The organism is Phycisphaerales bacterium, assembly GCA_020852515.1.
GTDB lineage: Bacteria > Planctomycetota > Phycisphaerae > Phycisphaerales > UBA5793 > UBA5793.
On sequence record JADZAS010000015.1, the window covers coordinates 116,550 to 136,451 of the forward strand.

A 19,902-nucleotide genomic window follows, 5' to 3' on the forward strand; every position below is an offset into this window, starting at 1 on the left:
CGGTCGCAGCCTTCGATCAGACTCAGGCCAGGAAGCCGACCTCTGAACCACGGCACCGCGCTCACGGCACGCGCATTCCTCGACGCCGAACCCGCCTTACTCCAACTGTTCGCGGTACTCCGTCGGGCTCATGTTCTGCAGTCGGCGGAAGGTTGAGGTGAAGTGGCCGTGGCTGGCGAAGCCGGTCGCCTTGGCGATGGCCGCGATGGGCACGCGCTGGGTGGCGAGCATCCACTTGGCCATCTGCACCTGCCGCTGCAGGACGTACTGCTTGGGCGTGGTGCCGACCAGTTTCGAGAACGTGCGGTGGAAGTGGAACAGGCTCACTTCCACGAGTTCGGCGATGGTGTTGAGGCTGGGCGACTCGGCGTAGTGGTCGTGGATGTAGCCCACGGCCTTGGCCACGCGCATGTCGTCGAGGCTGCCAAGCGGCGGCAGATCGCCCCGATCCAGCGGCCGCAGCTCGAGATACCACTGCTCGGCCGACGCGGTCGGCAAGGCGCGGCGGCGCTCGAAGCGGATCCAGATCGGCTCGCCCGAGAGGTTGAACACCACGTCGTGCATCCGGTCGTCTTCGAGTTCGGGCCAGCGCTGGCTCGCCACCACGCGCAGATCGACGAGCACGCGATTGATGTCGATGTGTTCCGCGGCCAGCCAGAACTCGCCGCCCGGATCCGCGTGGATGACGCGATCGTCGTAGCCGACGAGCAGGCGGCAGACGTTTGGATCGCGCGGGCGGTTGAACTGCGCCGCCCAGCGCCGCATGAGCAGGCTGAGCGTGTGCAGATCGGACTCGCTGAACGTGCCCGACGGGCGCGCGGCGATGGCGATCCAATGACGCCGATCCGGAAAGCCGTCGGGCAGCGTGACGCAGGCGACGGGGGTCTGCGCGGGCAGATCCGCCGAAGCGAGCCGCGCCTGTTCGGCCGTGTCGGCCGCGGCGCCGCTGCGCATCGCCTGGAGGAAGACGCTGTCGTGCCGGAAGCCGGAGTCGAGCCATCCGCCGATGGTTTCCATGCTCAAGCCGTCAACGAGAATGAGTTCATCGCTGCGCGGCCGATGCGGCGCGATGATGCCGAGCATCACGCGGTCGCATTCGAGTCGCTCGCGAATTTCAGATCGAAGTGCGTCAATCCGCCTCATCCACCCGAACGGCTCGCCGGGCTGTGCCGCGTGAACCATGCCGTTGCCTGCAGCGGACGAGGTCGCGACTGATGTGGAACTGGACATTGAGAATCCTCCGAGAGTCGTGCTCGGGAAGGGAAGCTATTGCGGCGCAAACCGCACGGCCCCCGTCGCGGGGGGCATCTTTAAAGGATAGGTTCAAAGCGACATATGAGCCATGAGCGAACACACTATTGCCTGATTGCAACGCGTGTGCGCGAGCCGGTTTAGCGTTCATTCACATGGCGGTTCGGCGCGCGGTGCATCTTCATCCGGCGCCGGCGGACTGCTCGATCGTCCACTTCATCTCGGATCCGGTGCAGTCGATGTGCACCATGAAGAATCCGCCGCGATGGCTCAGAAACGCGGGCCAGATGATCTTTCGATCCGACTCGGGGATCGACAGGTAGGTCACGTTGTCGAGCGTGTGCCACTCGAGGCGGCCTTCATGAAGATGCGTGCGCACCACCTTCACCGGCCGCGTGACCTCGTAACAGAAAAGCAGCCAGTGCCCCTGGCCTTCATATGAACATTCGCTCACGATGCCGGCGAGGCGCAGGTCTTCCGCCGTCACGTCGATGTCGGCCTCTTCTTTAATCTCGCGAATGGCGCACGCCGTGGGGCTCTCGCCGAGGTGCTGCTCGAGTTTGCCGCCGATGGGCGAGTAGAGATCGGCGTTGGGCGGCTTGGCGCGGTGCAGCAGGAGCACCCGACCCTGGGCATCAAAGAGGTAGCAGAGTACGGCGATCCGGTATGGCAGGGCGGTGGACACGAGTCGGAATGTATCCTCCTTGCGCCGCCGCCGCCACACCATTCCATCGCCGACTCAATTCCGGCCGGCGAATTGGTCGATCCTTGCAGCAGTGCACTCGTATCATCGCGGCATCGCAACGGAGGCGGCAAAAGGTGGGCAAAACGGTCGTGAAGCCGGGCAGGGCGAAAACCAGCAGTCGTTCACTTCAGGCGGCCAGCGCCGAGCCGGCGTGGGACGTCGCCGGGCAGCATCTCTACTTCATCGGCATCGGCGGCTGCGGCATGAGCGGCCTGGCCCGCATGCTCGCGGCACGCGGCGGCGTGTGCAGCGGCAGCGACCAGACCCGCAGCGACCTCACCGACGCGCTCAACCGCGACGGCATGAACGTGGCCTTCGACCAGGAGAGCGGCCACCTTCCTGAGGAGTGCGATCTCGTCATCGCTTCGGCCGCGATCCGGGCCGACCACCCGCAACTGCTCGAAGCCCAGCGGCGCGGCCTGACCGTCATGCACTACGCCGAAGCGCTCGGCCGGCTCATGCTCGGCCGCACCGGCGTGTCCATCGCCGGCACGCACGGCAAGAGCACCACCACCGCCACGCTGGCGCACATTCTCATCCAGTGCGGCCGCGACCCGTCGTTCGTCGTCGGCGCCACCTGCGCGCAGATCGGCGGCGGCGCCCGCACCGGCGCCGCGGTTCAGCCCGGTTCGGGTCAGCCCGGCATCCTGCTGGGCGAGGCGTGCGAGTTCAACCGTTCGTTCCACCATCATCGCCCCACCGTCGCCGCGGTGCTCAACGTCGAGGAAGATCATCTCGACATCTACGGCTCGCTCGACGCGATCATCGAGGCGTTCCACGAGTTCGCCGCGCTGCTGCCGGCGCGCGACAAAGGCGGGTACCTGCTCATCGGCCATGACGCCGCCCATCGCGGCCAGGTCGCCGCGGGTCTGGAGTGCGCCGTCGAGACGATCGGCTTTTCGACGCAGGCGGACTGGGTCGTGCACTTCGATCCGCACTCGCACCGCGTCAGCCTGTCGCACGGCGGCGAGGACGTCGCTTCGTGGGTCGCGCCGATGCCCGGCGAACACAACGCCTACAACTCCGCCGTCGCCTGCGTGCTCGCGAGCCGGCTGGGCTGCGCGTGGGAGCGCATCATCTCGGCCGTCGAGTCGTTCGCCGGCGTTGATCGGCGGCTGCAGCGCCTGGGCAAGCGGGCCATTCCCGGCGGCGAGGTGATCGTCTACGACGATTACGGCCATCATCCCACGGAGATCGACGCGACGCTCCGCGCCTTGCGCGCCCACGAACGGCCCAGCCGGCTCGTGTGCGTGTTTCAGCCGCACCAGCACAGCCGCACGCGGTTTCTGCTTGAGCAGTTTGCGACGAGTTTCAGTTCGGCGGACGTGGTCATCGTGCCGCATATCTATTTTGTGCGCGACAGCGAAGCGGAGAAGCAGCGCATCAGCGCTTCGGATCTCGTCGATCGTCTGCGCCAGCGCGGCGTGCAGGCGATGCACCTCTACCCTTTCGAAGCAATCGTCGAGCAACTCGAGAACGTCTGCCGCCCGGGCGATCTGCTCGTGGTGATGGGCGCAGGCCCGGTGTGGAAAGTCGCCCGCCAGTTCCTCGGGCGGAAGTAACGCGCAAGAGTCCGCGCGGGGCATCGCTGGTAAACCACCGCGCGCCGGCAGTTGCCCCGAGTATCATCCTCTGCGAGCGCGCACCCACGCCCTCGGGAGGATGGCCATGAATACGCAACTGCTTTTGCTCATCGCTCTGCTGGCGACCTTCTGCACCGGCTGCCAGGCCGCCGGGGGCTCAAACGGCGCCGGCGAGAAGTTTCAGGGCTGGGGAACGGTTACCACGCTGTTCGCCCTGCCGCAGCGCCAGCCCGACTGGCCCGCGGGCGAACTCACCGGCAGCGGTTTTCAGCCCGACCCCGATGAGGACGGCCAGTCGCCGGGCACGCGCGCGATGCTGCTGAGCAAGGATTTCAAGGATGCAGCAGCGCTCAATGCCCGCCTCCAGCCCGGCCGGCGCGCGTGGGTGAAGGGACAGGTGTTCGAGCAGGTGATCCGCATCGATGAGATTGAAGTGCTGCCATTCACACGGGCGGGCGAGATTCCCATGAAGATGGTCAAGCCGGCGGCGCGGTTCGATCTCATGGAAGTCGGCGCCTGGCACAACCGCATGCCGCCTTCGAACGACACGCGCCACCTCACGCTGATGATCCGGGCCGAGAACACGGCCGCCGACCGCAAGCCGCGCACGGTGAAACTCGAGCGCGTCTTCTACTCGTTCGACAAGGAGCAGGAAGGCGTGCTGGCCGAGGATATGTCGCTCATCAACCCCGACACGGGCATGGCGGGCGGCAAGATGGAGATGACGCTCCCGCCGGGCCAGGCCGTGGACCTGGGCATCCGCGGCGAGGGCGTGTACCCCGCCGGCCACATCGACGAGGAAATCTACGTGACCGTCATTCTGAGCATCGACGGCGAGCGCATCATCCTCCGCGGCCACACGAGAATCATCGCGGCGGTGTGAATTCTCCAGCCCATGGCCGCCAACTTTCGATATCCTTTGGCGGTGCCTGGCGATGCAGTTTCCAGCGTGCGGTCCATTGTCGAAGACCTCGATGTCGAGGTCGAGTTTGATGCGCCCATCGGCGTCGAGATGACCTGGTACCGCGTCGGCGGGCGGGCCGATGTGCTCGCCAGGCCGCGCAGCGTCGAAGCCCTGTGCACGCTGATGCGCCGCTGCCATGAGACCGGCACGATCGCCCGCGTGCTCGGCTCGGGGGCGAATCTGCTGGTGGCCGACGAGGGCGTCGATGGCATCGTCGTTCACCTCGACCACGCCGCGTTCCGCGAAGTGTCCACCATCCACCGCCACCGCGTCCACCGCGCCGGCGTCGAAGGGCGGGCGGGCGACGCCGTGCGCGTCATGGCCGGCAAGTCGCTCGAGCAACTCGTCATCTCCACCGCCACGCAGGGCCTCAGCGGCATCGAGTGCATGGCGGGCGTGCCCGCGAGCGTCGGCGGGGCTATCCGCATGAACGCGGGCGGCAAGTTCGGCTGCATCGGCGACGCCGTCGCGGCCGTCGGCTGCATCAACGTCAAGGGTGACCTCGTCGTGCACGAAGCGCCGGACATCGCCTTCGAATACCGCCGCTGCTCGATCATCGATCCGGTCATCCTCTGGGCCGAACTGGCGCTCACGCCCGACGACCCGGCGCGCACGCACGCGAAGGTCAAAGAGATCTTCGCCTACAAGAAGCAGTCGCAGCCGATGGCCGCCAACAGCGCCGGCTGCGTGTTTCGCAATCCACCCGCGGGCGACGGCTCGGGCCGGCTGGTAAGCGCCGGCGAACTTATCGACCGCGCCGGCCTCAAGGGCACGAGCATCGGCGGCGCGACCATCAGCGAGCGGCATGCCAACTTCTTTACGGCCGAGCCGGGCGCCTGTGCCGATGACATCATCGCCCTGATCGATCATGCCGCACGCGTCGTGGAGGAAGAGTCAGGCTACGAACTGGTTCGGGAACTCGTCGTGTGGAAGCGGCAGGAAACGCGGCGCTCCGGCGAGCACGTTTAGCCGCGACCCGAAGGCTCCGCACAGCGGAGCGCCCCCTCGCGCAAGAAGCATGAATACCCACCCCATCAACGTCGCCGTCCTCGCCGGCGGGCCCGATGCCGAACGCGAAGTCAGCCTCATGTCGGGCCGGGAGATCGCCGCGGCGCTCAACGCAACCGGCCGCTACGCCGCGCGCCTCGAAGTGGTTGACCGCCTCACCGGCTCTGAACTCGCCACGATCGAAGGCGATGTGATCTTCCCCGCGCTGCACGGCCCGTGGGGCGAAGGCGGCCCGCTGCAGCGGTTGCTCGAGACCGACGGCCGGCCGTTCGTGGGCTGCGGTTCGACCGCCGCCGAAATCGCCATGGACAAGATGCGCACCAAGGAGATTTCAGAGTCGATCGGCGTGGCCACTCCGCCTGCGTGCATCCTGCACACGCTCGACGACGCGTGCACCGTGTCGCCGCCCCTGGTCCTCAAGCCCATCGACGATGGTTCGAGCGTCGATGTCCTCATCTGCCGCACGGCGGATGAAGTGAAGCACGGCCGCGCCGCGCTTCAGCCTCGCCGCAGCCGCATCATGGCTGAGCGGTTCATCCCCGGCCGCGAACTGACCGTTGGCCTGGTGGGCGATCGCGTCGGCTCGCTCATCGAGATCATCCCCAGCGTGGAGTTCTATGACTACGAGGCGAAGTACACGCGCGATGACACGCGCTACACCGTGAGCCCCGACCTGCCGCCCGAGCACGCGGCGCGGATCAAGGATGATGCGCTTCGCCTGTATCGCGCCATCGGCTGCCGCGACCTGGCCCGCATCGACTTCCGCTACGACGACGTGACCGACCCGGCCCGGCCGGCGTGGTGGATGCTCGAGGTGAACACCATGCCCGGTTTCACGAGCCACTCGCTGGTGCCGATGGGCGAGGCGGCCGGCGGCGTGCCCATGCCCGAACTGTGCGCCCGCCTGATCGAGATGGCCCGATCGCGCCACGAAGCGGGGCGTTCAGCGGCGCCGGGCCGATCTTGAAGCCGGCCCCCCGCTTTCTGCCGACATACTGGAGATACGCTCACTCCGAAACGGGAGAAGGTTGTGCATTTCTGGCCTTTCGGCGGCAAAGAAAAGTCAAAGCGGCCAAAGACCCGCGCCAAACCGGCCCAGGCGCCGGCCAAGCGCAGCGCCCCCGCCGCCGATCGATTCGGCTGGCGCGAGGCGGGGCTGTACATCGCCACTTTTGCGGCGCTGATCGCGCTGGGCGCGGGCGCCTGGGCGTGGTGGTCGTATCAGCCCGTTGATCTGCTCCGCGCCGAAGTCGCCTCGCGCCAGCCCCAGCGTGCGGACATGGCCGAAATCGTCTTCGCCGAGCCGGTCGTCGGCGTCGAGGGCGTGCGCGAGTCGCTGCTCGCCGCCGCTTATGCCGCCGCACGGCCCAACCCCTTCGACCGCGATGCGCTTCGCGCTATCCACGAGAGCCTCGTCGAGAGCCGGTGGATGGAGGATGCGACGATTCGCGTCACGCGCGACCTCGCTACGGTCGAGGTTGATGGAAGAGCGCAGCGCATCGACCGCATCACTATCCACGGCCAGTTCCGCCGGCCGTTTGCGATGGTGCGGCGCGACGAGACGGATTACGTCGTGGATGCGTCCGGCACGCGCCTGCCGGTGACGTATCGCGCGGGCCAGATCGCGGCCCTGCCGGCCATCGTCAACGCCATCGGACCGGTCCCCCCCATCGGCGGCATCTGGCGCGGCGGCGACATCACCGACGGGCTGCTGCTTATCGGCTACCTGCGCAAGCAGAATCGCGAGTGGTTCAGCCAGGTCCGCGCCATCGACGTGCAGAACTGGGATGGCGGTGACCGCAAGCGGGCGCATCTCGCGCTCATCACCGATCGCGGCTACCGCATCGCCTGGGGCCGCGCTGTCGGCCAGGAAGCCGGCATCGAACACCCCGCCTCACACAAGGTGCAGGCGCTCGACGCCTACTACCTCACGCGCGGCAAGACCATCGGCAGCCCGCAAGGCACGCTCTACATCAACCAGCCCCTGCTCACCCAGGACCGCCAGGTCCGCCTGACCGACCCAGGCGAAGAGCCGGGGTGAACGGCGGCGAAGCGCCGAGAGAGGTGAGAGGAGACAGGAGAAAGGAGAGCGGGCCTCGATGCCTTGGCGCCTTGCTGCCTCTCCCCTAATGCCCAGTGCCTAGTGCCTAGTGCCCGGCGCTTCGCCGCCCTGTCGACGATCCTGAGCCCAGTCGAAGGGAGCGAGGCTTTGCGAGTCGAAGGGTCACTCAAACTCATGCACGACGAGCTGGCTGATGGTGCACTCGTTCTGGACCACAGCCTGGAAGAGGATGGTCTGGCCGCGGGCGATGAGGGGGACGGGGCGCGTGATCGATGCGACGCCATCCTGGTCCGCAATGGCGCTGCCGATCACCGTCGGCTGATCGAGTTGCAGGGCGTTCTGCTGCAGGTCGCAGCCGGGGATGCGAGTGCCGCCGCTGTGGAGGGCGTAGAGGAACACGACCTCCGCGCCCGGCGTGGCGCCGGTGAGCGTAAGCGTGTTCGGACCGGGTGCGGCGCCAGGCACTGGCGAACTGAGTTCCATCGTCGGATTCACGGGATTGATCAGGAACGGATACAGCGTCAGCGGCTGGCCGGCCACGTATCCCTCGGCTGCAATCTGCCCAGCATCATTGACGTCCCGCGCCATGCTGATGCGCCAGTTCCTGCGGGGCTTGGGAGGCACGAGGTCGTCGAGGCGGCGCATGCCGTTGGTCTGGTCCCAGAGGAAGCCGTACACGTTAGTGGGCTGGCGGCCGACCCATCCGACGACTTGGCCGAGGTTGTTGATGCCCCAGGCGGAACTGCCGATACCAAGTTCTGAGTTGTGCAGATCGACAATCTGCCCATCCACCCAAGCGACGGCGTGAGCATTATCGTTGGGGCCATCCGATTGACCAACGATCTGGCCGAGTTCATTGATGGCAATTGCCGTGCTCGGGTCTGATCTCAAGGTGGGCAGAGCAATGACATCACCGTTCTCCCAAAGGACTGCCTTGCCGTTTCCGTCGGGGTCAACAGACCTGCCCACAAGCTGGCTCGCATTGTTGATGTCGTAGGCTGTTCCACCGCTCCGCCCGAGCGTTGGCAGGGTAGCCATCTTCCCGTTTTCCCAGAAGAATCCTCCTCCACTACCGCCCTCATAATCTGAGTACCCAGCAACTTGAGAGAGGTCGTTAATGGCATGTGCTACGCTCTCTTCACCACCCAGCGTTCCAAGGTCGATCATCTGACCATCGCGCCACAGAAATGCATGTTGATCGCCAAAGACTGATTCGCCGCCCCAGCCCACGACTTCACCGAGTTCATTGATATCTTGCGCCGAGCTCAGATGACCTCGAAACGAACCTAGGTCGGCGAAGTCGCCATTCGCTTCCCACATTGTCGCGTGGTAGTAGGTTCCCGACTCGAAATCCGAGACTCCCGCGAGGCGCCCTGTTTGTGTGAGCGACGCCGCCGCGCCTCCAATGCCATCCACGGCAGGCAATTGGAATAGCGCATACCGATAGTCCTGCGCGGCCGCGCTGTGAATGCAGCCAACGGCGCTCACGATTGCAGTCAGACTCATCAGACTGCTTCTAAGTGTCATCTCAATGATCTCCATTCTCGCAAATCCGCGCAAGAGTTTTCACTCTTCCGCTGATGAGTGAGTCGCCTAGTTGCAATCCGGACAGACGTCTTCAACGTCGCACCCTTCACCGTGCGGCACGAAGTTGCTGATGTTGTACTTCGCGGCGGCGTCCACGTAGGCCGTCTTCAGCGGGGTATACCGCGCCGTGTTCGTTTGCTCGAAGAAGCTGGCACTTCGCACCTGGTTGCCGATCAGGCCCTCAATCAGGAACGGGCTCTGCGTGTCCCAACTTGAGCCCGTCTGCCATTGGCGCGCCGACCAGCACGCTGCGGCGAAGCGAGCCTGTACGAATGTGCTTGAGTCCATCATCAGTGCTTCAACTCCTTTACTCAAATTGGGGCAGGAAAACGGGACTGGTACGATTGTTTGGCATGTTCTTCTCTGCGGTGTCACTCGGGCTCGCTCCTACTGAAACTCATGCACGACGAGTTGGCTGATGGCGCACTCGCTCTGGACCACGGCCTGGAAGAGGATGGTCTGGCCGCGGGCGATGAGGGGGACGGGCCGGGTGATGGTGGCGACTCCGTTGGCGTCGGCAATGGCGCTACCGATGATGGTCGGCTGATCGAGTTGCAGCGCGTTCTGCTGCAGGTCGCACCCGGGGATGCGCGTGCCGCCGCTGTGGAGGGCGTAGAGAAACACGACTTCTGCGCCAGGCGTGGCTCCGGTGAGCGTCAGTGTGTTTGGACCCGGCGCGGCGCCCGGCACGGGAGAACTGAGTTGCATCGTCGGATAGACAGGACTCATGATGAATGCGTGCGTCGTGAGAGGGCTGCCTGATACATACCCATTCGCTGCGATCTGACCGGCGTCGTTAATGTCGAAGGACATATCGATGCGCCAGTTTCTGCGGGGCTTGGGTGGCACGAGGTCATCGAGCCGGCGCATCCCATTGTTCTGGTCCCAGAGGAACCCGTACACGTTGGTCGGCTGTCGGCCGACCCAGCCCACGACTTGACCGACGTTGTTGATGCCCCATGCGGAACTGCCGATGCCAAGTTCTGAATTGTGGAGATCGAGAATCTGCCCATTCACCCATGCTACCGCGTGAGCATTATCGTTGGGTCCATCGGATTGACCCACAATCTCACCGAGTTCGTTGATGGCGATCGCGATGCTCGGGTCTGATCTGAGAGTCGGCAACTCGACCACATCACCGTTTTCCCACAATACCGCTTTTTCAGATCCATCTACGGTCCATGAGGAACCGACGATCTGCCCCAGATTATTGATGTCGTAAGCTGCCCCGCCGGATTGACCGAGGCTTGGCAGCGCTGACATCTCCCCGTTCTCCCACAGAAACCCGCCGCCACCCTCAAGCGCTTCGGCGACACCTACGATTTGAGTCAGATCATTGATGGCGAATGCTTCACTTTCTTTGCCACCAAGTGTGCCCAAGTCGATTATTTGTCCGTTTCGCCAGAGCACAGCGTGCTCATCGCTGCTCCTTGGCAGATTGCTCCAGCCGACGGCCTCGCCGAGGCTGTTGAGATCCTTCGTTTCGCTGCGCGTACCCCCGAGCGTGCCCAAATCGAAGAGCTCGAGCGACATCCACCCAACCCCATGGAACCCGACGGCGTCCGTGCTGGAGGCGCCTACGACATTGCCGGCTTCATCGATCGCACGCGTCCACGTGTGCGGTTCCTCTTGATTCAGTACGTGAAGTTCGAAGAGCGCGTAGTGAGAGTCTTGCGCCGCCGCGCCTTGAATGCAGCACAGTGCGCTCAATACTGCCGTCAGACCTGAAACACCATTGCTGAATGCCATCTCGGACACCTCCATCTGTATAAACCAGCGGAAGAGCTTTCACTCTTCCGCTGAAGAATGATCTACTAGTTGCATTCCGGGGCCGGAAAACGGGGCTGGTACGATTGTCTGACATGTGCTTCTCTGCGACTGCACGCGGACTGGCTCCTGCCGGAACTCCCACACCACCCACTGGCTGATAGCGCCTTCGTTCTGCACGGCGCGGCAAAAGATGCCTGCTCCCCCGCCTCGGGCGGCGGCAAAGGCGTCATACAACCTACCCGATCCTGCGGACTTGTGCAAGGGCGAATGAGGAATTGCGACTCAAAACGGGGAAGATTCCGCGCTGGCGCCCTCGCCGCTCAGTACATTCCCGCCGGGCTGGCGGACAAGGTGAGGTCGTCGATCTGGCCGGCTTTGAGTTTCAGGCAGGCTAGGCCGGCGATCATGGCGGCGTTGTCGAGGCAGTAGGCCATCTGGGGCAGGTGCAGTTGCAGGCCGTGGCGGTCGGCCAGGCTCTGCGCGTCTTTGCGCAGGCGCGAGTTGGCGCTCACGCCGCCGCCGATGATGATGGACCGCGGCGCCTGGCTGCGCTGGCGCTGCTGCTCGATGGCGCGCTGGAGTTTGAGCATCACCGCGCCGACGGCTGCGCGCTGGAACGACGCGCACAGGTCGTCGATCTCGCTTGCGGAGAGGTCGGCCGCGTCGCGCTCGAAGGTCGCGCCCTGGCCGCGGCCCGTCGGCGTGCCGCGCACGGCATAGAGCAGCGCCGTCTTGAGACCGGAAAATGAAAAGTCAAGGCTGTCGGGCTCGAGGCGCGAGATGGGGAAGTCATAGACATCTTCGCGGCCGCGGGCGGCGCGGGCATCGACGCGCGGCCCGCCGGGATAGCCCAGGGCCATGATCGTCGCCGCCTTGTCATACGCCTCGCCGACGGCGTCGTCGATGGTGCGGCCGATGCACTGCACATCGAGTGCGCTGCGCATGTCAAACAGGCTCGTGTGCCCGCCGGAGACGACCAGGCCGATGGCGGGAAACTCGGGGCAGCGCTGCGCATCGAGGCACGCCGCGTGCAGGTGCGCGATGATGTGATCGACGCCGATGAGCGGCTTGTCCCACGCCCACGCGAGCGCCTTGGCCGCCGCCACGCCGACCAGCAGCGAGCCGATGAGCCCCGGGCGATGGCCGACGGCCACCGCGCTGAGGTCATCAGGCCCGACGCCGGCCTGGTCGATGGCGCGCGCGATGACGGGGTAGATGCGTTCGAGATGGGCGCGGCTGGCGATCTCGGGCACCACGCCGCCGAACTCTTCGTGCAGATCTTCCTGCGTGGCGACGATGCTTGAGAGCACCTCGCCGCCGCCGCGCACCACGGCCGCGGCGGTTTCATCGCAGCTCGACTCGATGCCGAGCACCATGCTAGGGTCGGGTTCGTCCGGCTGATCCGGACCTTCTGTATCGTCTGGCATCATCACACCCCGCGCCCGCGAAGCGGCGCGTCAATTTTCCTGTTCGTTCTCTTTGGTGACGGGTTCGACGCCGGCCTGGCGAAGCGCCGGTTCGAGCGAACCGCTTTCTTTGATGCGCAGCACGGCGACGACGTTGCCCGCCGCGTCATGCACCTCGACCGTGCCGCCGGCGACGTCGAGTTCATCGGGGATCAGGTCAACCGGCTGCCGTTCTTCTGCGGGGATGAACGAAGTGAGGTTGTTGAGCCGCTCGTCGATCTCTTCGAGTTGCTCGATGAAGAACTCGCGCTGACGCTCGACGAGGTGGAGTTCTTCGATGAGGGCATCGGAGGGTTTCATTTCCGAGCCGGTGGGGATCCACTCGTTCTTTTCCAGGCGCAGGCGCAGGGCCTCGATGGCGGCGCTGAGCTGCTTGTCCTTGAGCGTCTCCTCCACCCACTGCGGGTCGGCCCACTCGCCCTTGCCGTTGTCTTCGCGGATGACGCTGAGTTCGTTGCGCACGTCGAACATGGCGCGGTATTCGTCGTTGGTCATGGGGACAAAGAAGCCCGGATCGGGATCGACGCCCCAGGTCTTGGAGTCGGGCCACTTGTGCAGGTTGCGGCCGCTGGGCAGGTAGTACGCGGCGGTGGTGATCTTCAATTGTCCGGCGCCCGAGTGCAGTGTTCGCACATCCTGCACGAGGCCTTTGCCAAAGGAGCGCGTGCCAAGCACAATGGCGCGGTGATCGTCCTGGAGAGCGCCGCTGACGATTTCGCTGGCGGAGGCGGACTGGCTGTTGACGAGCACGACGATCGGGAAGTCGGGCAGCGTGCCATCCGCGTGCGCGCTGTAGGAGCGATCGACTTCGCGGCCCTTGACGGAGACGATCACGCCTTCGGAAATGAGCATGTCGGAGATTTCGATCGCCGCCTGGAGCGAGCCGCCGGGGTTGAAGCGGAGGTCGAGCACGAGGCCGCTGAGTCCCTGCTTGACCAGCCCCATTGCCGCCTGGTAGAGATCGAACGAAGTTGTTTCGGTGAACTGGCGGATGCGGATGTAGGCGAGTTTCTGATTGGGATCGAGCCAGTAATCCCAGTCCTCGCCGACGCGATGGACGCCTTCGACGGTGGAGACCTGGATCTGGCCGCGCGTGACGACGACGTCTTCGGTTTCACCTTCGGGCGCGCCTTCGCGGTGCACCGTCACGATGACTTCGGTGTTGGGCGTGCCCATGAGGCGGTTGATGGACTCGTCGATCGGCTCGTCCCGGGTGGTTTCGCCGTCGATGGCGCGGACCTGGTCGCCGGCGCGAATGCCCGCCTGGATCGCGGGGGAGCCGGCCATGGGGCTGACGATGGTGAGCCAGCCGTCGCGCATTTCGACCGAAGCGCCGATTCCGACGTAGCGGCCGCGCACGTTTTTGTCGAAGTCGCCCTGCTCCTGCGTGGGGATGTAGTTGGTGTAGGGGTCGCCGAGTTCCTTGAGCATGCCGTCGATCGCGGCCCGCTGGAGGTCTTTGTACTTTGTGTCGTCGAGTTCATCGACGTAGTTCTTGCGGACTTCGAGCAGCACATCCTGAATCGGATCAAACCAGGCCAGCGCGTCGAAGCGGTCCCCGGCGGCGGCAGCCAGTTGGACGATGATCACCATCAGCAGGCCGAGCATGCATGTGGGGGCCAGCACTCGCTTCATCGAACGCATCAAAAACTCCTCTCAGGCTCAGGGCAATGCGGCAGCAGGCGGGTCGCGCGCCGCTCATCAGTGATCGGCTCGCGCGGCATGCGGATGATAGCAGAAACGATTCCGAGGCATCCGGCGTTCGATTTCGTCTCCAGCCGGCACCAAACAGCGTCCCGGCTTGTACAGCCGGGACGCCGTTGCGTTGTCTGAATTTCACGGCGCCGGGCGGCACCGGCTGCCATTACTGGATAACGCGATCTTCAACGTCGGTCGTGTGGCCCTGTTCGCAGCCCTGGAACCAGACTGCGTTGAAGTTCCACGTCCATTCGAAGTACGGCCAACCGCTGCCGCCGGAGTCGGCGCTGTTGCTGGCGGCGGTGCCGTGGACGCCACGTCTCTGACTTCGGGTCAGTTGGATTTGTTGGTGGCGTAGCCCGCCGCATCAGCCGCCAGTTAGAATCAGGTGCATTTCGGAAATCACCCTGAGAGGCTCCGCACAGACGCATGGCCGAGCGACCGGACCAACTCGTGATCGGCGTGACCATGGGCGATCCGTGCGGCATCGGGCCGGAGGTCGCGGTCAAGGCGCTTGCTGATGCGCGCATCCGTAACTCCGCCGGATTCCGCATCTTCGGCGATGCTCCGACGCTCGCCCGCGCCGCCGAACAGGCCGGGATCGAACCCGCGTGGTGGATCGAGACCCCGCAGCAGCGCAGCGGGGTGCGGCCGGTGCCCGGGCAGGTGGTGGTGGTCGATCACCCGGCCTTCGCCCCCGCGGTCGCCGAGGCGCGCACACGGCGCATCGCCGAACCTTCGCGCGCCGGCGGGGAGGCGTCGCTGGCGTATCTCAACGCCGCCATCGACGCGGCGCTGCTCAATCGCGGCGATCCACAGCTCATCGATGCGATCGTGACCGCGCCGATCTCCAAGTCATCCTGGCATCTCGCGGGCCTGCGCCGCTTCCCGGGCCACACCGAACTGCTTGCCGAGCGCACGCGGGCCCGGCAGCACGCGATGATGTTCGTCGCGCCTCAACTGCGCGTCGTCCTTGCGACCATCCACCTGCCGCTGATGGAAGTGCGCCACCGGCTGACCATCGGCCGCGTGCTCGAACCGATCCTGCTTGGCGAGCGGGCCTGCCGCGACCTTCTGGGGATCGAGCATCCGCGCATCGCCGTGTGCGGCCTCAACCCGCACGCCTCGGAAGGCGGCCTCTTTGGCGATGAAGAGCATCGCATCATTGAGCCGGCGATCCGCCAGGCCGTCGAGCACGGCGTGAATGCGACGGGGCCATATCCCGCAGACACCGTCTTCAACGCCGCCGTCGATGGCCGCTTCGATCTGGTCGTGGCGATGTATCACGATCAGGGGCTGATCCCGGTGAAGTTGCTGGCGCGCGATGAAGCGGTGAACGTGACGATCGGTCTGCCCATCATCCGAACGAGCCCGGACCACGGCACGGCGTTCGACATCGCCGGGCGCAACCTCGCCCGCCCCGGCTCGATGGTTGCTGCGATCGGCCTGGCGTGCACCTTCGCGCGCCGCCGCGCGTGAGGGCGGTTTTGCGGCGAAGCAGCACCCGAGGGCGGCCGCAGCTCGCCGTAGTGTTTGCACGGCAAGGCGCGCGGCGCTACGCTCGCGCCGCGGCCCGCCGGGGCGGCCCGCGGCCGCTGAAGGATCGATTGCATGAGGCATCGTCGTCGCCGATTCACGCGCCTGCGGGCGATCTGGATCCGTGCCCGCCGTGGCTCGCGCGAAGGGTGGCGGCGAATGCTGCGCCTCGAAGGCTCGCCGCGGGCCATCGCGCTGGGACTGGCGATCGGCATCGTCGTTGCATTCTCGCCGACCATCGGTTTTCAGATGATCATTGCGGCGTTTCTCGCCTCGATGGTGCGGGCCAATCCGGCGCCGGCGATGATGGCGGTGTGGATCACCAATCCGCTCACCATTCCGCCCATCTATACCGCGACTTATTACCTCGGCCGCCACTTCTGGCCGGGCCGGCCCGTGGACATCAAACTGACGCTCTCGCGTTTCGTGCGCGAACTGGGCCGCTTCGAGTTCTACGAGGTGTACAGCCAGTTCCGCGAACTGCTCGAACTGGGCGTCGATGTGCTCGCGCCGATGTTCATCGGCGGCGCGATCATCGGCATCGCACTGGGCGCGATCAGTTATCCCATCGCCCTCATCGCCGTCAACCGGGCGAGGCGGCTGCTTGAGGCCGGCCGGCACCGGCTGGCTGAGCGCCGGGCGCGGGCCGGACACGAACACCGCCCGTGAGCATTGGCGGCCGGCGGCCTTGACGCAGCGCTTCTCCTCTCCGATACTCTCACAGCGCCGCTCCGCCTCTCCAATCCCGCCCATTGCTCAGCGGCGCACCCGCCAAAGGAGGCGCACCATGACCACGCGCACGCATCGGGGCATCAGCGCCGTGGCGATCGTCATCCTCCTCGCGCTCGTGGTGATCATCGGCCTGGTCGTGATGAAATCCGGCGTCGGGGTGGACGGCCTGATGATGCACGTCGATGACTACATCGGCATGCTCGACAACCGGCCCACCGGCGCGCCCGGCGGCACAGCCGTCAGCCCGGCAGTGGTCGTCGATTCGGAAATGAAGCGCATCGACGAACTGCACGACCGGCTGCCCGGCTCGCTCCGCGCGGCCAACCACTCCGATGTCAACACGGTCATCGTCCTCGTGCGCACGGGGACGGGCATCGGCGCCGGAGTGGCCACGGGGCTGGGCATCGTGAGCAGCAACGAAGGCTCGTACTCGATCAGCGCGTTTATGTACGACAAGTCCGGCAATCCGATCGGCTCGCACACGGTCACCCACAAGACCGCCATGAGCGGCGCGGGAGCAGAGAGCGAAGCCAAGGCCAAGTGCGACGAGGAAATGCTCGCCTGGCTGCAATTGCAGTTCTGATGCCGGCACCCGACACTGAGGCTGACCTGCATTGAGCACAGGATTCCCGGGGGCCCGCGCAGAGGAGGCTTCGCCGCCGCTTGCGAGATGGAACCGCGTTTCCCTGAGTCACCTGGAGAGGTCCCCGGATCATCGATGCGACAGCGGAGGCTGGCTACTGGACTCAGATCATCCCCGCGGCGCGGAGCAGCGAGCGGAAGTTGTCGGTGAACACGAAGTTCTCTTCGGGAAACTCCGTGCCGGCCATGTTCTGGTCGATGTGCGAGAAGATCAGTTCGACGTTCGCGACGTGTTCGTGGCGCCCGGTCTTGTGATCGAGAACCGTGATCGTGCCCGTGGTGTTGGCGCCGCTCGGATCCATGCGTTCGAGATGCGCTTCGAAGCGCACCGTCTGGCCTGGCGTGACTTCGCGCTCGAACGTCGCCTTGACGATCTTGCCGAGGATGACTTTCTCTTCGAAGTCGCCGGTGTAGCCCACGAGCAGGCCCGCGGTCTGGGCCATGCCCTCGATGAGCAGCGAAGCGGGCATGACCGGCGCGGGGTCAAGCCTTTCGCCGCCTGGCCCGACCTGCGCTGCAAAGTGATCGTGCAGCACATCCTCGGCCATCGAGACGTTCTTGATCGCGACGAGCCGCTGGCCCTTCTCGACGTGCGTGATGATGTCGATCCACGACCAGCGCATGATGCACCCGTAGCGACGCGTGCCGCGCGCGGCTTATCTGTTGAGCTTCTTCTCGACGAACTTGACGATCGCCTCGACGGTGAACACCTCGCCCACGTTCTCGACCGACGGATCGGATTCGAGGCTCGAGAAATCGGCGTGCGGCAGTTTCGCCTTGAGTTCGGCGATGCCCTTGGGCGTGACCTGGCCGTTCTCGACGTAGTCGGGGTTCTGGGCGACATTGTCGGGGAAGAGTTCGCCCTGGTCGATCTTGATGCCGAAGGTCTTCTCGAGGCGGAAGACGATGTCGAGAAAGTCGATCGACTCGGCGCCGAGATCGCCGGTGAGCGTGGCGTTGGGGCTGACTTCATCGTCATCGACGCCCAGCGCCTCGACGAGCACTTCAGTCACCTTGGCGTAGATTTCATCGCGATCCATGGGGCTATTGCTCCGTTGTCTCTCACTCGTGTTTTCTTGCGCCTGTCTCTAATCAGGACGCAGCGCGGATCGGCCGCAGGCTGAATCGCCCGCTTACGGCGGTGGGCGGCTCGCCGGCCGGGCTCTCTTCGCCCGGCCGCAGGACGTAGCCGACGCCCTTGCAGTTGTACCGTCCGTCTTCCTGGCTGACCAGCGACACCTCTACCTTAAGCGCCTCGCCCGGCCGTACGAAACTCCCGTACCGCAACGCCCTGACCTCACCGAGCACCAGCCGAGGATTGCCGCTCACCGGCGTGAGCATCTGCCGCGCCGCCTGCACGAGGGCTTCGATCATCAGGACGCCGGGCAGGACGGGATAGGTCGGAAAGTGGTCCTGGAGGTATTCCTCGGCGATGGTAACAGCCTTGATGGTGACGATGCGCTGCTCGGTCTGCTCGATCACCTTGTCCACGAGGTTGAATTTCATGCGCAGGGCTCAACCGAAGCCGGACAGGCGGCCGAGCGGCCGAAAAACCCCGCCGCAGCCACACGCCGCGTCGGGCCGCAAGGGTAGGCGTTTTGGGCTGCCCATGCCACCGCCGAGGGGTCGGGCCGCACGCCGCGCCGAACCATCACCCGCCGATGGTGCGCTATCCTTGTGCCCATGACCAGCAGCACCATGCCGCCCAGAGCATCCGCATCCAATCCCGGCGACAAACCCCTCACCTACGCGGACAGCGGGGTCGATATCGCCGCCGGCGACACCATGGTCGGCATGATCCAGTCGCTCATGCGACGCACCCACGGCCCGCGCGTCATCGACCGCCCGGGCGGCTTTGCCGGCCTCGTGCGCCTCGACTTCAACGAAAAACTCTTCCGCCGCAACTACAAAGAGCCCGTCCTCGTCGCCTGCACCGACGGCGTGGGCACCAAGGTCAAACTCGCCAGCCAACTGGGCGTCTACGACACCGTCGGCATCGACTGCGTGGCCATGTGCGTCAACGACATGATCGTCGAAGGCGCTGAGCCGCTCATGTTCCTCGACTACCTCGCCGTCAACCGCCTCGACCCGCAGGTGGGCACGGCGATCGTCAAGGGCGTGGCCGACGGGTGCCGGCTCGCGGGCTGCGCGCTCATCGGCGGCGAGACGGCCGAGATGCCCGACGTCTACAGCGAAGGCGACTTCGACATCGCCGGCTTTGCCGTGGGCGTGGTCGAACTCGACCGCGCCATCGACAACTCGCGCGTCGAAGCGGGGGACATCATCATCGGCCTGCCATCATCAGGCGTGCACAGCAACGGCTTCTCGCTCGTGCGCAAGATCGTCAAGGTCGCGGGGCTCGATCTCGGCAGGATCTATCCCGAACTCGATGCGACGCAGACGCTCGGCCAGGTGCTGCTCACACCCACGCGCATCTACACGCGATCCATCGTCCGGCTGCTGCGGCGCTACACGGTGAAGAAGGTCGTTTCGGGCATGGCGCACATCACCGGCGGGGGCCTGCCGGGCAACGTCTGCCGGGCGCTGCCGGGCGATCTCGATGCGGTGATCGACAGCAAGTCGTGGGAGATGCCGCCCGTGTTCCACTTCCTCCAGAAGCACGGCCGCATTGAGCGCGGCGAGATGCTCGACGTCTTCAACACCGGAATCGGCTACGTGCTGATTGTGCGGCCGTCGTTCGCCAACTCCGTGGTCAAACACCTGACGAAACTGCGCGAAGAACCGATCGTCATCGGCCAGATCGTCAAGGGCGGCAGCGGGGTGGTGCGGGTGGAGTAGCAGCGGATTCGCGCAGTGCGACGACGGCGGATGCCGTCATTCCTGTGCAGGCAGAAGCC

General features: G+C 65.5%; 19 protein-coding genes. 9 read left to right on the forward strand and 10 right to left on the reverse strand.

Features of this window, described 5'->3' with window-relative positions; all coding sequences use genetic code 11:
- Positions 1–96: 96 nt before the first annotated feature.
- Positions 97–1,230 (reverse strand): helix-turn-helix transcriptional regulator, encoded by a 1,134-nt coding sequence (locus tag IT430_10350; GenBank protein ID MCC6908330.1) that lies wholly within the window; start codon positions 1,228–1,230, stop codon positions 97–99.
- Positions 1,231–1,432: 202 nt separating this feature from the next.
- Positions 1,433–1,936 carry an NUDIX domain-containing protein gene (locus IT430_10355; protein MCC6908331.1) on the reverse strand — a complete coding sequence of 168 codons (504 nt, stop codon included), beginning with the start codon at positions 1,934–1,936 and terminating at the stop codon, positions 1,433–1,435.
- A gap of 134 nt (positions 1,937–2,070) precedes the next feature.
- On the opposite strand from IT430_10355, the gene murC reads away from it, so the two are divergent.
- The 5 genes from murC to IT430_10380 all read left to right on the forward strand — a co-directional run bounded on the left by murC (position 2,071) and on the right by IT430_10380 (position 7,592).
- A complete protein-coding gene (murC, locus tag IT430_10360) occupies positions 2,071–3,558 on the forward strand; it encodes a UDP-N-acetylmuramate--L-alanine ligase (GenBank protein MCC6908332.1) in 1,488 nt (495 codons plus the stop codon).
- A gap of 106 nt (positions 3,559–3,664) precedes the next feature.
- Positions 3,665–4,462 carry a hypothetical protein gene (locus IT430_10365; protein MCC6908333.1) on the forward strand — a complete coding sequence of 266 codons (798 nt, stop codon included), beginning with the start codon at positions 3,665–3,667 and terminating at the stop codon, positions 4,460–4,462.
- A gap of 66 nt (positions 4,463–4,528) precedes the next feature.
- Complete coding sequence (locus IT430_10370) at positions 4,529–5,512, forward strand: FAD-binding protein (protein MCC6908334.1); 984 nt, start codon at positions 4,529–4,531, stop codon at positions 5,510–5,512.
- Positions 5,513–5,561: 49 nt separating this feature from the next.
- Positions 5,562–6,518, forward strand: a complete 957-nt coding sequence (locus IT430_10375) for a D-alanine--D-alanine ligase (GenBank protein MCC6908335.1) — start codon at positions 5,562–5,564, stop codon at positions 6,516–6,518.
- A 63-nt stretch (positions 6,519–6,581) separates the two neighbouring features.
- On the forward strand, positions 6,582–7,592 hold the full coding sequence (locus tag IT430_10380) for a hypothetical protein (GenBank protein ID MCC6908336.1): 1,011 nt from the start codon (positions 6,582–6,584) through the stop codon (positions 7,590–7,592).
- 183 nt (positions 7,593–7,775) lie between these two features.
- Here IT430_10380 and IT430_10385 read toward each other — a convergent pair whose 3' ends face one another.
- The 5 genes from IT430_10385 to IT430_10405 all read right to left on the reverse strand — a co-directional run bounded on the left by IT430_10385 (position 7,776) and on the right by IT430_10405 (position 14,071).
- Positions 7,776–9,119, reverse strand: a complete 1,344-nt coding sequence (locus tag IT430_10385) for a DUF3466 family protein (GenBank protein ID MCC6908337.1) — start codon at positions 9,117–9,119, stop codon at positions 7,776–7,778.
- Between the two features lie 87 nt (positions 9,120–9,206).
- Positions 9,207–9,491 (reverse strand): hypothetical protein, encoded by a 285-nt coding sequence (locus IT430_10390; protein ID MCC6908338.1) that lies wholly within the window; start codon positions 9,489–9,491, stop codon positions 9,207–9,209.
- Positions 9,492–9,587: 96 nt separating this feature from the next.
- The gene (locus tag IT430_10395) at positions 9,588–10,733 is read right to left on the reverse strand and encodes a hypothetical protein (protein MCC6908339.1); all 1,146 of its coding nucleotides are present in this window, start codon (positions 10,731–10,733) and stop codon (positions 9,588–9,590) included.
- A gap of 557 nt (positions 10,734–11,290) precedes the next feature.
- Positions 11,291–12,397 carry a tRNA (adenosine(37)-N6)-threonylcarbamoyltransferase complex transferase subunit TsaD gene (tsaD, locus tag IT430_10400; GenBank protein ID MCC6908340.1) on the reverse strand — a complete coding sequence of 369 codons (1,107 nt, stop codon included), beginning with the start codon at positions 12,395–12,397 and terminating at the stop codon, positions 11,291–11,293.
- A gap of 30 nt (positions 12,398–12,427) precedes the next feature.
- Positions 12,428–14,071: a S41 family peptidase gene (locus IT430_10405; protein MCC6908341.1), complete on the reverse strand. Its 1,644-nt coding sequence runs from the start codon at positions 14,069–14,071 to the stop codon at positions 12,428–12,430.
- A gap of 492 nt (positions 14,072–14,563) precedes the next feature.
- Here IT430_10405 and pdxA point away from each other — a divergent pair, with 492 nt between their 5' ends.
- The 3 genes from pdxA (at position 14,564) to IT430_10420 (ending at position 16,985) form a co-directional block, all read left to right on the forward strand.
- On the forward strand, positions 14,564–15,613 hold the full coding sequence (gene pdxA / locus IT430_10410) for a 4-hydroxythreonine-4-phosphate dehydrogenase PdxA (protein ID MCC6908342.1): 1,050 nt from the start codon (positions 14,564–14,566) through the stop codon (positions 15,611–15,613).
- Between the two features lie 132 nt (positions 15,614–15,745).
- On the forward strand, positions 15,746–16,339 hold the full coding sequence (locus IT430_10415) for a DUF2062 domain-containing protein (GenBank protein MCC6908343.1): 594 nt from the start codon (positions 15,746–15,748) through the stop codon (positions 16,337–16,339).
- A 118-nt stretch (positions 16,340–16,457) separates the two neighbouring features.
- Entirely contained in the window at positions 16,458–16,985 is a 528-nt protein-coding gene (locus tag IT430_10420) for a hypothetical protein (protein ID MCC6908344.1), read from the forward strand.
- Between the two features lie 163 nt (positions 16,986–17,148).
- On the opposite strand, the gene IT430_10425 is transcribed toward IT430_10420, so the two are convergent.
- The 3 genes from IT430_10425 to IT430_10435 are packed head-to-tail and all read right to left on the reverse strand — an operon-like array spanning position 17,149 to position 18,550.
- Positions 17,149–17,667 (reverse strand): hypothetical protein, encoded by a 519-nt coding sequence (locus IT430_10425; GenBank protein MCC6908345.1) that lies wholly within the window; start codon positions 17,665–17,667, stop codon positions 17,149–17,151.
- Positions 17,668–17,700: 33 nt separating this feature from the next.
- Positions 17,701–18,084, reverse strand: a complete 384-nt coding sequence (locus tag IT430_10430; protein MCC6908346.1) for an acyl carrier protein — start codon at positions 18,082–18,084, stop codon at positions 17,701–17,703.
- Between the two features lie 52 nt (positions 18,085–18,136).
- Positions 18,137–18,550: a hypothetical protein gene (locus IT430_10435; protein ID MCC6908347.1), complete on the reverse strand. Its 414-nt coding sequence runs from the start codon at positions 18,548–18,550 to the stop codon at positions 18,137–18,139.
- 192 nt (positions 18,551–18,742) lie between these two features.
- Here IT430_10435 and IT430_10440 point away from each other — a divergent pair, with 192 nt between their 5' ends.
- On the forward strand, positions 18,743–19,843 hold the full coding sequence (locus IT430_10440) for a phosphoribosylformylglycinamidine cyclo-ligase (GenBank protein MCC6908348.1): 1,101 nt from the start codon (positions 18,743–18,745) through the stop codon (positions 19,841–19,843).
- Positions 19,844–19,902: the final 59 nt, after the last annotated feature.

Excerpts from the sequence above, each read along its gene's own strand:
- IT430_10435 (MCC6908347.1), bottom strand. The coding sequence starts at position 18,550 with ATGAAATTCAACCTCGTGGACAAGGTGATCGAGCAGACCGAGCAGCGC.
- IT430_10395 (MCC6908339.1), bottom strand. The coding sequence starts at position 10,733 with ATGTCGCTCGAGCTCTTCGATTTGGGCACGCTCGGGGGTACGCGCAGC.
- IT430_10440 (MCC6908348.1), top strand. The coding sequence starts at position 18,743 with ATGCCGCCCAGAGCATCCGCATCCAATCCCGGCGACAAACCCCTCACC.
- IT430_10390 (MCC6908338.1), bottom strand. The coding sequence starts at position 9,491 with ATGATGGACTCAAGCACATTCGTACAGGCTCGCTTCGCCGCAGCGTGC.
- IT430_10430 (MCC6908346.1), bottom strand. The coding sequence starts at position 18,084 with ATGGATCGCGATGAAATCTACGCCAAGGTGACTGAAGTGCTCGTCGAG.
- IT430_10405 (MCC6908341.1), bottom strand. The coding sequence starts at position 14,071 with ATGAAGCGAGTGCTGGCCCCCACATGCATGCTCGGCCTGCTGATGGTG.
- IT430_10375 (MCC6908335.1), top strand. The coding sequence starts at position 5,562 with ATGAATACCCACCCCATCAACGTCGCCGTCCTCGCCGGCGGGCCCGAT.
- IT430_10385 (MCC6908337.1), bottom strand. The coding sequence starts at position 9,119 with ATGAGTCTGACTGCAATCGTGAGCGCCGTTGGCTGCATTCACAGCGCG.
- IT430_10365 (MCC6908333.1), top strand. The coding sequence starts at position 3,665 with ATGAATACGCAACTGCTTTTGCTCATCGCTCTGCTGGCGACCTTCTGC.
- IT430_10415 (MCC6908343.1), top strand. The coding sequence starts at position 15,746 with ATGAGGCATCGTCGTCGCCGATTCACGCGCCTGCGGGCGATCTGGATC.
- IT430_10350 (MCC6908330.1), bottom strand. The coding sequence starts at position 1,230 with ATGTCCAGTTCCACATCAGTCGCGACCTCGTCCGCTGCAGGCAACGGC.
- IT430_10420 (MCC6908344.1), top strand. The coding sequence starts at position 16,458 with ATGACCACGCGCACGCATCGGGGCATCAGCGCCGTGGCGATCGTCATC.
- pdxA (MCC6908342.1), top strand. The coding sequence starts at position 14,564 with ATGGCCGAGCGACCGGACCAACTCGTGATCGGCGTGACCATGGGCGAT.
- IT430_10425 (MCC6908345.1), bottom strand. The coding sequence starts at position 17,667 with ATGCGCTGGTCGTGGATCGACATCATCACGCACGTCGAGAAGGGCCAG.
- tsaD (MCC6908340.1), bottom strand. The coding sequence starts at position 12,397 with ATGCCAGACGATACAGAAGGTCCGGATCAGCCGGACGAACCCGACCCT.